This is a genomic window from Kitasatospora sp. NBC_01266 (assembly GCF_036242395.1).
Classification (GTDB): Bacteria; Actinomycetota; Actinomycetes; order Streptomycetales; family Streptomycetaceae; genus Kitasatospora.
Window position 1 is genome coordinate 8,293,763 of record NZ_CP108458.1, and the last position, 12,773, is coordinate 8,306,535.

Sequence of the window (12,773 nt, forward strand, 5' to 3'; positions counted from 1 at the left end):
GGGTGGTCCACCCCTGACGGGGCGGGCTCGCTCAGGTGGTCGACAGCTCCGGCACCGGCAGTCCGGCGGCGGCTTCCGTTGCCGCCTCCTGCGCCGCCGCCTCCGGTGCGTCCTCCCGCACCGCCGGCTCGGTGGCCGCCTCCGTAGCAGGCTGCTGCTGCTTGCGCATCCCGGACCAGTCGCCGCTCAGACCCGGCAGGACGATCGCGACCAGGTAGAGCCCGCCGGTGATCCACAGCGCGCCGCTCACCCCGGCGAGCGTCACCAGACCCGCGCCGACCAGGCCGCCGAACGGGATGCCGGCCCAAGTGACCGCCTGCGCCAGGGTCTTGACCCGGCCGAGCAGGACGGTGGGGATCAGCTCGTAGGTCACCGCGCCGAGGATCGGGTTGACGAAGCCGGAGCCGAGGCCGCCGGCGGCCAGCACCACCAGGACGCCCCAGAGCGGGACACCGGCGGCCATCGCGACGAAGCGCGGGATGCCGCCGATGACGAAGCCGATCAGGTAGACGGTGCGGCGCGGCAGGCGCTCGGCGACACCGGCGGCGACCAGGGCGGCGATGATCGAGGTGGCGGCGAAGACGCTGACCACCAGGCCGATCGCGGCGGCGCCGTTGCCGGAGTGCTTGGCCCAGACCGGCAGCAGCACCGACATGAAGGTCTGGTCCAGCAGGTTGGTCGCGGCGAGCATCAGGATGATCGAGCGCAGCAGACCTGAGCTGCGCAGGAAGTCGGCGCCCTCGCGCAGCCGGGTGAAGTAGCCGGCGTCCTGGGTGGCGGCCTGCTCGGCAGCGTCGGGGACGGGGTTGCTCAGGGTGCTGGAGACGATCAGCGCGGAGAGGCCGAAGAGCGAGGCGGTGACCCAGAGCGCGAAGATGCTGCCGAAGGAGGCGACCACCACACCGGCCAGCGCCGGGCCGACGGTGGTGGCGGTGCGCTCGACCACGGCGGACAGGCCGGTGCCGCGTTCGATCGAGACCTTGGCCGCCTTGGTGGCGCCAGGCAGGAAGAGGCCCTTGGCGCCGTTGGCCGGGCCGTCCGCGATGCCGATGACGGCCATCAGGCCCATCAGGACCGGGAAGGAGAGCGCGCCGCTGAGGTAGAGCACCGGGGCGACGGCCATCGCCGTCATCGAGACCAGGTCACCCAGCACGCTGATCCGCTTGGGGCCGACCCGGTCGATGATCGGACCGGACAGGGCCTGCGAGATGACGTAGGGGAGCACCTGGCAGAAGGCGACCAGGCCGGTCTTGGCGATGCTGCCGGTGGTGGTGAGCACGAACCAGGGCAGCGCGATCGACAGCACCCGGTTGGCGGAGAGCGAGGCGGCACTGGCGGAGAGGATGCCGATCAGGCCACGCAGTAAGCGGCGGTTCGTCAGGTCCGTGGTAGCCGTGGTAGCCGTGGTCATCGTCTCACTCCGTTTCGGGGGCGGTGCTCGAGTTCGGGGCGGTGCGGGAGTCCGGTGCGGTGCGGGGGTCCGGGGAACCGGGGCGCTGGTCCTCGGGGTTGGGGAAGAACTGGAACTGGAAGGTCACCCGGGCCGCACCCTCGGTGGGCTCGTCCTTGGCGTCGGTGCGGTGATGCCGCTTCAGCACCTCGTGCACCTCGCTCATCAGGTGCTTCGCCTCGTCGGGCGTGAGGTTGAACATGTAGTCGCCGAAGTCCTGGGCGTCGCGCCAGGCCGGCGGCAGGGCCGGGGTCGCTTCGACGGCCCGGACCAGGTTGTCGGCCCAGACCCGGGAGAGCGACTCCAGGAAGAGCGGCCCGAGTCCCTGACGGTCCGTCAGCAGCTCGGTGTCCGCCAGCACCGTGTTGGCGTGCGCCGCCTGCCACCACCGCTCGCGTCGCACCCCGCGGGCCGGCACCTCGGCGATGAAGCCGTGCTCGGCCAGCTGCCGCAGGTGGTAGCTGGTCGCGCCGGTGTTGACGTCCAGCCGGCGGGCCAGCGTGGAGGCCGTGGCCGGTCCGTCGGTGCGCAGGATGCCCAGGATCCGCACCCGGAGCGGGTGCGCGATCCCGCGCAGGTTCCGCGCGTCCAGGTTGACCTGTGCGAGCTGTTCGGTGCGGTCTTCCTCGTTCATGGGATTACCGTACGACATCACAGAGTTCTTTGCACAGGGTTCTGTGCAAAGAAAAATGTGTACTGGTTGGTAACTTGTCGGGCGGGCGGTCCGAATGGGTGGCCCGCCCGCCCGGCGCGGCCGTTGGCGCTGGTCAGGGGAGTGAGTGTGCGTCAGGCTGCCCCGAGAGGAAGGGAGGGCGAATCCATGGAGCGGCGCCCGGTGGCGGAGTTGGTGCTGTGGGTGCTGCGGGTGCTGACCGCGGCGGCGCTGGCGGTGGACGCCTATGTGCACGCCGATGAAGCGAGCGCCTACGACCTCGTCAAGAAGCAGGTCAGCCAGGGCACCCTGTTCCGGGCCGAGGCCGCCGCCGCCGGGGTGGCGGCGCTGCTGGTGCTGGTGGCCGGGCGTCGCCTGGTGGTCTGGGCGTTCGCGTTCGTGGTGGCCGCCGCCGGGTTGGCCGCAGTGCTGGTCTACCGGTACATCGACGTGGGCACGCTCGGCCCCTTCCCGAACATGTACGAACCGGTCTGGTTCGGCAAGAAGACCGCTTCGGCGATCGCCGAGGCCGTCGCGACGGTGGCCGCTCTGCTCGGCTTTCTGACGGCACATCGGCTGCGGCGGGCCGAAGCCCGGCCGGTCAGCCGAGTTGATTGACGAGAGCCGCGAAGAGCGTCGGGAAGCGGGCGGCGGTCGGCACGATCCGGTGCGCCAGCGCGGGCCGTTCGCGCAGCTCGAGCAGTGCGCCGGTGAGCAGGCGGTAGCGCGCGGACACCCGGCGCCAGGCCTGCTCGTACTCCTGCGGCCGGTCCGCCCGTACGCAGCGCACCAGTTGCTCGGCCGCGCGGAGCGCCATCGCGACTCCCTCGCCGGTCAGCGCGTCGACGTAGCCGGCGGCGTCGCCGACCAGCAGCACCCGGCCGGCCACCCGGCCGCGCACCCGCTGGCGCAGCGGCCCGGCGCCCCGGGTGGCCGTCACCGGCGCGGGCAGGCGCTCGGCCAGGCGCGGGAACCGGGCCAACTGCTCCTCGAACGAGGCGCGTTCGCCGCTCAGCAGGGCGACTCCGACCAACCCGGGGCCGACCGGCGTGACATAGGCCTCGGAGTGCGCGGACCAGTGCACCTCGACGCAGTCCGTCCACGGTGGCAGCGCGAAGTGCCGGCGCAGCCCGTACCGGGCCGGGCGGCGGCCAGAGCGGGCGGCCGGGCCCGGGCCTGGGTCCAGGCTCAGGTCCAGGCCCAGCGCGCGGCGGATCGGTGAGTGCAGGCCGTCGGCGGCGGCCAGGTAGCGGGCGGTGATCCCGGCCGCGGTCACGCTGTCGGGACCCTGGTGGACCGCGCCGACCCGCAACGGGAGGACCGGGATGCCGAGTTCGGCGACCCGTCCGGCGAGCGCGGCGTGCAGGTCGGTGCGTCGCACACCCCGGCCGGGCCGCTCGCGGAAGTACGCCACGGCCTGCCGCCGGGCGTCCAGGTAGCGGATGCCGCGCAGCGGGTGCCCGGCCACCTCGACGCCCAACTCGGCCAGCGCGCGGACCGCTCCGGGCAGCAGCCCCTCGCCGCACGCCTTGTCGACCGGTGTGCGGCGCGGTTCCAGGACCACCACGCGCAGCCCGGCCCGCGCCGCGTTGATCGCGGTGGCCAGGCCGGCGGGGCCACCACCGGCCACCAGCAGGTCGATCACCGGGCCACCCCGGCCGGATCGCCCGTGCCCTGCGGCAGGCGGCCGCCCGGCGCGGTGCCCAGGGCCGCGTTCTCGCAGCGCAGCCGCACCGCCAGCAGCGGCAGGTTGAGCAGGGTGAACCCGGTCGCGGTGAGCCAGGCGCTGTGCACCAGCGGCAGCGCGGCGCCCTCGACCACCACCGCAAGGTAGTTGGGGTGGCTGAGCAGCCGGTACGGCCCGCCGGTCACCAGTGGCAGCCCGGGAACCACGATGACCCGGGTGTTCCAGCGCGGCCCGAGCGTGCCGACGCACCACCAGCGCAGGCCCTGCGCGGCCAGCGCCAGGAGCAGCATCGGCCAGCCCAGGGCCGGCAGGAACGGCCGGTCGGCCCAGGCCGGTTCGGCCAGGCAGCCGACCAGCAGGGCGGTGTGCAGCAGGACCATCACGGGGTAGTGCCCGCGGCCGTACTCGATCCCGCCCCGCCGCCGACTCCAGACGGTGTTGCGGCGGGCGATGACGAGTTCGGCCAGCCGTTCGGCGGCCACCAGCAGGACGAGCGCGGTGTAGGGGGTCATCGGTGGCCTACCAGCGGAGCAGGACGGCTTCGGAGCAGAACCCCGGGCCCATGGCGAGCAGCACCCCGGGGGTTCCGGGCAGCGGTGGTCGCAGGGTCAGCGTGTCGCGCAGGATGTGCAGCACCGAGGCGGACGAGAGGTTTCCGACCTCGGCCAGCGAACGCCAGGTCAACTCCAGTGCGCGAGCGGGCAGATCGAGCGCCTCGCGGACGGCCTCCAGCACCTTCGGGCCGCCCGGGTGGCAGACCCAGGCCGTCACGTCCTGCGGCTTCAGCTCGTGGTCGGCCAGGAACGCGCGGACCTCGTCGCCCAGTTGGCGGCGGACCAGTTCGGGCAGCTCGCTGCCCAGCAGGATCCGGAAGCCGCTGTCCCCGATGTCCCAGCCCAGCAGGCGCTCGGTGCCCGGATAGAGGTGGCTGCGGGTCGCCTCCACCACCGGGCCGTCGTCCGGCCGTCGGCTCGGGTGCTCGCGGCCGAGGGCGACCACGGCCGCCGCGCCGTCCCCGAAGAGCGAACCGGCCACCAGGTTCGCCGCCGAGGAGTCGGCGCGCTGCAGGGTCAGTGAGCAGAGCTCGACCGAGAGCAGGACCGCCACGCCGCGCGGCCGGCCTTCCAGGAAGTCGTGCAGCCGGGCGAGCCCGGCGGCGCCGGCCACGCAGCCGAGCCCGAAGATCGGCACCCGCCGGACATCGGGGCGCAGCCCCAGGCGTTCGGCCAGCCGGGCCTCGATCGAGGGGGCGGCGATGCCGGTCACCGAGGTGGAGATGACCAGGTCGACCTCGTCGGGCCGGATCCCGGCCTCGTCCAGCGCCGCCCTCATCGCGCGCTCGCCCAACTCCACGGCCAGCTCGATGAAGAGGTCGTTGGCCTGGCCGAAGCCGCTCAGCGTGGCATACCGCTCCAGCGGCAGCGCGAGCCGGCGGGTGCGGACCGTGGCGGTGCTGTGAAGCCGGTCGAGCACCCCGCGTTCGGCCTGCGGCACCAGGCCCATAGCGACCAGGGCGTCGCTGATCTCGTGCTGCTCGTACTGGTGGGGTGGCAGGACTCCGTGGACAGCGGCGATTCGCGTCATTGGCCCAGCATAGGGAGAAAAGCCGCAAAACAGCCTTAGCATCGTGCGGTGCCCAGCATCGGAACTCGCCGCGCGGTCGCTCAGGACCCCGATCAACAGCAGCAGCTGACGCCACGTCCGTCGGCCTCGCCGGTGCTGGGGCTGCTGCGGGCCTGCCATCCGGAACCCGCGCTGACCGTCACCGTGCTGGTCACCGCGCTGGCGGCCACCGCCGGACGCGGGCCGCTCGGCTGCCTGCTGGTGGCGTCGGCGGTGCTGACCGGTCAGCTGTCGGTCGGCTGGTGCAACGACCGGCTGGACCGCGAGCGGGACATCGCGGCCGGCCGCGCGGACAAGCCGCTGGCCACCGGCGACCTCGCCGGGTCGACGGTGTCGCGGGCCGCCGCCACCGCACTGGCCCTGTGCGTCCCGCTCTCGCTGGCGAGCGGCGCGCTCGCGGGCGCCGCCCACCTCACCGGGGTCGCCGCCGCCTGGGCCTACAACCTTGGCGTCAAGCGCACCGCGCTCTCCTGGCTGCCCTACGCGCTGGGCTTCGGCCTGCTGCCCGCCTTCGTCACGCTGGGCCTGCCGGGCCACCCGTGGCCGCCGGGCTGGATCGTCGGGGCCGGCGCGCTGCTGGGCGTGGGCGCGCACCTCACCAACGTGCTGCCGGACATCGAGGACGATCTGCGGGCGGGGGTGCGCGGGCTGCCACACCGGCTGGGCCGGCGCCGGGCCCGCGCCGTCGCGGCCGGACTGCTGCTCGGCGCCTGCGCGGCCCTGGTGTTCGGCCCGCCGGGGACGGTCGGACCGGCGGGCTGGGCCGCGCTCGCCGTCACCGGCGGCCTGTCCGTGGCGGTCGTGCTGCCGGGCGCCGCCGGTGGCGACCCGCGCAGCCGCCGGCCGTTCCTGGCCACCCTCGCCATGGCGGCGATCGCCGTGGCCTTGCTGCTGCTGCGCGGCGCCGGGCCGGCCTGAGGTCGGCCGTGCCGCCGAATGCCGGTCAGCGTGCGGTGAATTGCTGGTGGACGCAGTGCTGCCACTGCTGGATCCTGTTGAACTGGTAGCAGCTCTGCGTCTTGTGGGCGAACCACACGGCAGAGATCGCGACCAGGACGGACGCCACGATCGCGATGGACGACGTCACCGTGCCGGTGATGGCCTTGCCCCGGCCGACGCCGGTCCGCTTGGCCGTCCTCAGCGCGAGGACGCCCAGGACCAGGCCGATGACGCCGAGCAGGCCGCCGACGACGACGATCGAGCTGATCAGGCCGATGACGCCCAGCACCACCGCGGCCAGGGCCAGGCCGTTCTTCCCGGCCGGTGCCGCCTGACGCGGCGCTGCCTGATTCGGTGACGTCTGTATCCCTTGGGTGTTCATCTGGGTGCTCATCGGCGGTCCTCTCGTCCACTGGGCGGGACATGATCATGGCTTACGGGATCGCGGGCGGGCATCGCGGGAAGGAGGGAGAACGTACTCCCTCGATCGGGGGAGGTCGCCGGTGAGCTGCCCGGTCGTCCTGATGATCAGCTGCCGGACAACGGCGTGCGGCGGCGCCAGGTCAGGGCAGCGGTCGGCGCGCCCTGCTGCCTGCGCCCCGGCCGTGGCCGGGGCGCAGGGACCGCAGATGTCGGGTCAGCTCGCCGGATGCTCGGCCAACAGACGTGCAGCGATGATTTTCTGACGCAGTATCAGAAACACACCGGCAGCCGCAGCAGCCCGCGAGCGCGCAGCGAGGGACGGTGCCGCAGCTGTTCGGCGGGCTCCGCCAGGGCCAGCGCCGGGAAGCGGCGCAGCAGGGTGGTGAGGGCGATCTCGGTCTCCATCCGGGCCAGCGGCGCGCCCAGGCAGTAGTGGATGCCGTGGCCGAGGGTCAGGTGGCCGTTGTCCGTACGGTGCAGGTCGAGCAGCTCGGGCCGGGCGAACCGGTCCGGATCCCGGTTGGCGGCGGCCAGCGAGAGCAGCACCGTCTCGCCGACCGGCACGGTCACCCGGCCGAACGTCAGCTCCTCGCGGGCGAAGCGGCGGATGGCCACCGGCACCGGACCGTCGAACCGGGCCAGTTCCTCGACTGCGGGGCCGATCAGGCGCTCGTCGGCGCGCAGTTCGGCCAGCCGCTCGGGGTGCTGGAGCAGGGCCAGCACGGCGTTGCCGATCAGCTGGACGGTGTTCTCGTAGCCCGCGAAGAGGATCAGGAAGGCGAGCGAGGTCAGCTCGTCCTCGGTGAGCCGGTCCTCCTGGTCGCGCACCGCGATCAGGGCCGAGAGCAGGTCGTCGCCGGGTTCGGCGCGCTTGCGGGCCAGCAGCCGGGTGAAGAAGTCCAGGATCGCGACGACCGCCGCCCTGGCGTCCTGCGGGCGGTCGGGGTCGGGGACGATCAGGGCGTCGGTCCAGGCGCGGAAGTCGTGGCGGTCGTCGACCGGGACGCCGAGCAGGTCGCAGATCGCGGTGATCGGCAGCGGGCCGGCATACGCGGCGACCAGGTCGGCGTGGCCGAGCGGGGCGATCGCGTCCAGCAGCTCGTCGGCGATCCGCTGGACGGGCTCGCGCAGCCGCTCGACCTGCCTGGGGGTGAAGGCCTGCCCGACCAGGCGGCGGATCCGGGTGTGGTCCGGCGGGTCCATGTTCAGCAGGTTGGCGTCCAGGGCGGGCGGCAGCGCCAGGCCCCGGTAGTTGCCGGGGGTGGCATGCCGCTTGTCCAGCGCCAGCCGCTCGTCGGCGAGCCCCTGGCGCACGTCGGCGTAGCGGGTGACCAGCCAGACGGGCAGGCCGTCCGAGCCGATGATCCGGTGCACCGGACCGGCCTCGCGCAGCGCGGCGTAGCTCGGGTGCGGGTCGGCGATCAGGGCCGCGAGGGAGACGGGGGAGGTGTTCGGGGCGTCGGCTGACGCCTGCTCAGGAGAGATCACAAGGTCAGCCTACAAACTGGCATCAGCCGGTCGCGCCCGGTTCCGCCCGCTCCCGGTCGCGCCCGCTCCCGGTCGCGCCCGGTTCCGCCCGCTCCCGGTTCCGCCCGCTCCCGCTCCCGCCCGCTCCCGCTCCCGCCCGCTCCCGCTCCCGTCCGGCTCCCGCTCAGTCGCCGAGGAGCAGCCGCTCCAGCGCCGCGCGGGCCCGCGCGTCCGAGCGCGCCCGCGCGGTCACGGCCGCCGCCAGCTCGTGGGCCCACTCGTCCAGCGGCACCGGCCGCCGGGACAGGATCACCCCGCGGACCACCCGGCACACCTCGGCGGCCGGCCGTCCCTGGGTCACGCTGAGGATCAGCCACTGGTCCTCCATCGAGACCTCGACCCGCTCGATCCGGCCCGGCCGGCCGGCCATCCGGTCACCCATGCTGCGCTTGCGCTCGATCGCCACCGCGTCGGCCGGCAGCGCGTCCGCCAGCGCGCCGGTCAGCACCTGGGTGTACACCTCCAGGTCCGCGGCGTCCCGCCGGAGGGCGGCTGCGAGCAGGTCGATCGAGCCCTCGCCCTCCGAAGCGGGTTCGAGCTCGCCGTGGTCGGTCATGTCGCTCCTTGACGCGATCGGTCGACGATCGCTGGCTCGCGGGTCGGTGGTGGGTCAGCGGGCCGCTCAGCGGTCCAGGCTCAGCACCATGGTCGGGCGCTCGATCTCGTGGTCGGCCCGCAGCGGTCGCACCGCCGTGCCGATCGCGAAGAACTCGGTGGTGTGCCCGCCCCAGCGGTGGTTGTGCGCGTTCAGCTGGACGCCGACGATGCCCTCCGCCTGCAGCTCCTCGGCCTCCGCCTGCATCCGCGCCATCGCCAGCTCGCGCGCGTCGTAGAGCGCCTGGGTGTACTGCTCGATCTCCACGTTCTTGCCGATGTTGGAGAAGACCGAGCCCATCTTCTGGTGCGCGATGTGGTAGACGCAGGTGCCCATGGTCATGCCGAGCGGCGCGTAGCCGGCCCGGATCAGCGTCCAGAAGTCCTGGCCCGACAGGTCGGAGGTGAACGGCTGGCCCTTGTTGTTGCGCCAGCTGGTGCCGTCGGGGGCGGGCTGGTCCGCCTTGACGGCGGTGCCGATGGCGATGAACTCGGCGATGTCCGAGCCGAACTCCCGGGCCTCCACGGTCAGCCGGACCCCGACGATGCCGTCCGCGCCCAGTTGGGCGGCCTCGGCCTCCATCCGGGTCATCGCCAGCTCGCGCGCGTGGTACATCGCCTGGCTGAGCGTCTCCAGCTCCTGGTTCTTGCCCCAGCGCCCGAGCTGGATCCCGACGTGGTAGATCGAGCTGCCCAGGACCAGGCCGATCGGCTTGAACCCGGCCTCCCGGACCAGCAGGAACTCGTTGACCGAGAGGTCGCTGGTGAAGATGGAGCCGGGCTTGCCGGGCTCCAACTCGGCCAGCCGCCGCATCGCGTCGGCGGGCACACCCTGCGCGGTGGGATCGAAGCTGCTCATGTGGGTCGTTCTCCCCTGACTGTGCTGATGCCTGACGGTGGTGAGGAAATGGGGGCGGCGCGGCGCCCGGCCGGCGGTTCGACGGCCGGAGGTTCAGCGGCGGGCGGTCGGCCGTCCGGCCTGGGCCAGGCGACGACGCAGCAGGTCGCCGCCGCCGTTCAGCGGCATGACGGTGAGCGTGCGCGGCTCGGCCGGCTTGGCGGCGAAGCGGGCGATCGCGGTGCCGATCAGGGTGCTCTCCGCGATGTGGTCGGTCTGCTCGGCGTTCATCGAGGTGCGGATGCACCGCTCCTCCCAGATCCGCAGGTCGCTGTCGGCCAGGATCACGCCGTCGCCGCCGTACTCGCTGCCCTGGCGGCGCAGTTGGGTGCGGGCGTCGGCCCGCACCCGGCGCACCAGCTCGCTCCAGCCCTCGACCTCCACGTTGCTCCAGGACATGTTCAGCCGCCGGGTCCGGTAGTCGTCGTGGCGCACCCCGACCGACATGCCGACCAGCAGGTCCACCGGGACCCAGCCGGCCGTGATCAGCTTCGCGAACCCCTGGCCGTCCAGGTGCGAGGTGAACGGGCGGCGCGGTCGCACCGGGCCCTGCGCCCGTACCGCGGTGCCGATCACCTTGAACTCCAGGCAGTTCGGCACCGCGGGGAACGGCGCCATCGTCAACTGCGCCGCCACCACGCCGTCGCCGCCCAGGGCCGAGCACTCGGTGGTCATCCGGCCCAGCGCCGTGCGCCGCGCCGAGTCCATCACCTGCACCAGCGCGGCCGAGGGTGCGCCGTTGCCGGACAGGGCGATGCCGGCGTTGCCGTAGCCGCCGCCCAGCATGCCTCCGCCGTTGTAGAGGCAGTCGTGGTAGCCCCAGTACTGGCCGCTGCGGCCGACGTGGTAGACCGCCGAGCCCATCACCTGGCCGACCGGCTCGAATCCGACCGACCTGATCGCGGCGAACTCGCCGGTCGACAGCGCCGACGACCACGTCCCGCTGGCCCGCCCCTCGGCGACCCGCGCCGCGGCCGTGGGCGGCAGCCCCGCCCCGCTCCACGACTCCGTCATGCGTCCACACCCGTTCCTGTCCGGCCGGTCCGGCGTTCCCGTCGCCGACCCCGCTGAGGTTCGACAAGGCAGCCTATGCGCAGACCCCTGCCGGGCACAGCGTCAGGGGGACGTTCCGCGTGGTCAGGCCCGGACCCCACCCGCCGGTGGGATCCGTCCGCTACTCACCGGCCGGCTGCGCTCGCTGCCCGCCGGTGGCCTCCGCCCGCTGCCCGCCGGTCGGGCGGGCCCGGACGTGCATCCGCTCGCCCTGCGGCCCGAAGAGGCTGAGCACCTCCACCGGGGCCTGGCCGGTGCTGCCGAACCAGTGCGGCAGGCGGGTGTCGAACTCGGCGGCCTCGCCGGTCTTCAGGATCAGGTCGTGGTCGGCGAGGACCAGGCGGAGCTTGCCGCCGAGCACGTAGAGCCATTCGTAGCCCTCGTGGGTGCGGGGTTCGGGGGTGCTCCGGGTGGCGTTGATGATCATCTTGAAGGCCTGCACGCCGCCCGGATGCTGACTGAGCGGCAGCACGGTCGCGTCGAAGCGCTGGATCGGCCGCAGCCTGACCCGGGGGTCGCCGACCGCCGGGGCGCCGACCAGCTCGTCCAGCGGGACCTGATGGGCGTGTGCGATCGAGAGCAGCAGCTCCAGGGTCGGCTTGCGGCCACCGGACTCCAGCCGGGAGAGGGTGCTGACCGAGATCCCGGTGGCCTGCGACAGCGAGGCGAGCGTGCAGTCGCGCTGTCGGCGGATCCGCTTCAGGCGCGCGCCGACGCCGGCCAGCACGTCGGCGGTGTCCGTGGCGGCCGGCCCGTCGGAGGCGCTCGCGTGGTGATCGTGTGCCATGCCCCCATCTTGCCGATCCGGCAACAAGCTTTGTCAACCAGGCCGGGGTGGCAGCATGGTCAGTGGCAGGAGGTGCTCAACCATGGCACATGTGAACGACTTCGACTGGGCCGCGCTGGCCGACCTGCTGGAGCTCGAAGGCGAGACCCAGGGCTCGTACGTGCGGGGGGCCATCGGCGAACTCGCCGCGCTGCCCGCGCTCACGCCGCGGCGGATCCTGGACATCGGCAGCGGCCCGGGTGTCGCGGCCTGCACCTTCGCGGCGGCGTTCCCGCAGGCCGAGGTCGTCGCGGTGGACGGGACGGCCGAACTGCTCGGGCGCGCCGAGCAGCGGGCCGACCGGCTCGGTGTCCGGCTGCGGACCAGGCAGGCGGAGTTCCCCGGCCAGCTGGCCGAATTGGGGTCGGCGGACCTGATCTGGTCGGGGCAGGCGGTGCACCACGTCGGGGACCAGCAGGGCGCCCTCGACCAGCTGGCCGCGCTGCTGGAGCCGGGCGGTGTGCTGGCCGTGGTCGAGGGCGGTCTGCCGGCCCGCACCCTGCCGCGCGACCTCGGCTTCGGGCGCCCCGGCCTGCAGGAGCGGTTGGACGCGGCGCAGGCCGAGCGGTTCGGGCGGATGCGCGCCGAGTTGCCCGGTGCGGTCCGCCTGGCGGAGGACTGGCCCGCGATGCTGCGGGCGGCCGGGCTCACCGAGGCGGGCAGCCGCACCTTCCTGGTCGAGCTTCCCGCTCCGCTGTCGGACGGACCGCGCCGCTGGGTCCGCGGCTCGCTGCGGCGCCAGCGCGAGATGCTCGCTCGGGCCTCGGAGTGGTCGAAGGACCTTGACTGGCCGGAGCGGTGGATCACCGAGGACCTGGCCACCCTGGACCGGCTGCTCGACCCGGCGGACCCGGCGGGCGTCGACCGGCGGACCGACCTCTTCCTGCTGACCGCCAAAACCCTGCACTACGCGCGCCGGGCCGTCGCCTGACGCGTCCGGCCGCCCGACGTTCGGTCCGACGCTCGGTCCGACGTCCGGGGCACTGACAGTCTGTTCGATCACCCAATCCGGCCCTCGGACGCTGGTGTCCCGCACCACTCGTTCCATTCGGCACGCGTTGCTTCAATCGCCGTAACGAGCTGGTCGAGGACGGTGGAACG

The 12,773-nt window shown here is 73.5% G+C and carries 14 protein-coding genes; 3 read left to right on the forward strand and 11 right to left on the reverse strand.

Translation table 11 applies throughout. From position 1 onward, the window contains the following. Positions 1-31 precede the first annotated feature (31 nt). Together OG403_RS35475 and OG403_RS35480 are read right to left on the reverse strand one after the other, a co-directional pair. Complete coding sequence (locus tag OG403_RS35475) at positions 32-1,411, reverse strand: MFS transporter (RefSeq protein WP_329571799.1); 1,380 nt, start codon at positions 1,409-1,411, stop codon at positions 32-34. A 4-nt stretch (positions 1,412-1,415) separates the two neighbouring features. After that, entirely contained in the window at positions 1,416-2,084 is a 669-nt protein-coding gene (locus tag OG403_RS35480) for an ArsR/SmtB family transcription factor (protein WP_329571801.1), read from the reverse strand. A 186-nt stretch (positions 2,085-2,270) separates the two neighbouring features. Between OG403_RS35480 and OG403_RS35485 the strand changes: the two genes are divergently transcribed. Further along, entirely contained in the window at positions 2,271-2,720 is a 450-nt protein-coding gene (locus OG403_RS35485) for a hypothetical protein (RefSeq protein ID WP_329571803.1), read from the forward strand. Here OG403_RS35485 and OG403_RS35490 read toward each other — a convergent pair. Genes OG403_RS35490 through OG403_RS35500 form a run of 3 tightly spaced genes read right to left on the reverse strand, consistent with a single transcriptional unit; the run spans position 2,704 to position 5,373 of the window. Continuing rightward, on the reverse strand, positions 2,704-3,747 hold the full coding sequence (locus OG403_RS35490; protein ID WP_329571805.1) for an NAD(P)/FAD-dependent oxidoreductase: 1,044 nt from the start codon (positions 3,745-3,747) through the stop codon (positions 2,704-2,706). The two genes, OG403_RS35485 and OG403_RS35490, sit on opposite strands and share 17 nt — an antisense overlap. Continuing rightward, entirely contained in the window at positions 3,744-4,301 is a 558-nt protein-coding gene (locus OG403_RS35495; protein ID WP_329571807.1) for an isoprenylcysteine carboxyl methyltransferase family protein, read from the reverse strand. The genes OG403_RS35490 and OG403_RS35495 overlap by 4 nt, the downstream gene beginning before the upstream one ends. 7 nt (positions 4,302-4,308) lie before the next feature. Continuing rightward, the gene (locus OG403_RS35500; protein ID WP_329571809.1) at positions 4,309-5,373 is read right to left on the reverse strand and encodes a type III polyketide synthase; all 1,065 of its coding nucleotides are present in this window, start codon (positions 5,371-5,373) and stop codon (positions 4,309-4,311) included. Between the two features lie 48 nt (positions 5,374-5,421). On the opposite strand from OG403_RS35500, the gene OG403_RS35505 reads away from it, so the two are divergent. Further along, on the forward strand, positions 5,422-6,330 hold the full coding sequence (locus OG403_RS35505) for a UbiA family prenyltransferase (RefSeq protein ID WP_329571812.1): 909 nt from the start codon (positions 5,422-5,424) through the stop codon (positions 6,328-6,330). Between the two features lie 25 nt (positions 6,331-6,355). Here OG403_RS35505 and OG403_RS35510 read toward each other — a convergent pair whose 3' ends face one another. From OG403_RS35510 to OG403_RS35535, 6 genes are all read right to left on the reverse strand, one after another. Continuing rightward, positions 6,356-6,745, reverse strand: a complete 390-nt coding sequence (locus OG403_RS35510) for a DUF4190 domain-containing protein (protein ID WP_329571813.1) — start codon at positions 6,743-6,745, stop codon at positions 6,356-6,358. Positions 6,746-7,044: 299 nt separating this feature from the next. Continuing rightward, positions 7,045-8,259, reverse strand: coding sequence for a cytochrome P450 family protein (locus OG403_RS35515; protein WP_442911106.1), 1,215 nt, complete (start codon positions 8,257-8,259; stop codon positions 7,045-7,047). Positions 8,260-8,425: 166 nt separating this feature from the next. Next, positions 8,426-8,857: a hypothetical protein gene (locus OG403_RS35520; protein WP_329571814.1), complete on the reverse strand. Its 432-nt coding sequence runs from the start codon at positions 8,855-8,857 to the stop codon at positions 8,426-8,428. Positions 8,858-8,923: 66 nt separating this feature from the next. Next, on the reverse strand, positions 8,924-9,754 hold the full coding sequence (locus OG403_RS35525; RefSeq protein WP_329571816.1) for a heavy metal-binding domain-containing protein: 831 nt from the start codon (positions 9,752-9,754) through the stop codon (positions 8,924-8,926). 93 nt (positions 9,755-9,847) lie between these two features. Then, positions 9,848-10,807 carry a heavy metal-binding domain-containing protein gene (locus OG403_RS35530; RefSeq protein ID WP_329571817.1) on the reverse strand — a complete coding sequence of 320 codons (960 nt, stop codon included), beginning with the start codon at positions 10,805-10,807 and terminating at the stop codon, positions 9,848-9,850. A 160-nt stretch (positions 10,808-10,967) separates the two neighbouring features. Beyond that, positions 10,968-11,633 (reverse strand): helix-turn-helix domain-containing protein, encoded by a 666-nt coding sequence (locus OG403_RS35535; RefSeq protein WP_329571819.1) that lies wholly within the window; start codon positions 11,631-11,633, stop codon positions 10,968-10,970. A gap of 82 nt (positions 11,634-11,715) precedes the next feature. Here OG403_RS35535 and OG403_RS35540 point away from each other — a divergent pair, with 82 nt between their 5' ends. Further along, positions 11,716-12,603 (forward strand): class I SAM-dependent methyltransferase, encoded by an 888-nt coding sequence (locus tag OG403_RS35540; protein WP_329571820.1) that lies wholly within the window; start codon positions 11,716-11,718, stop codon positions 12,601-12,603. Positions 12,604-12,773 lie beyond the last annotated feature (170 nt).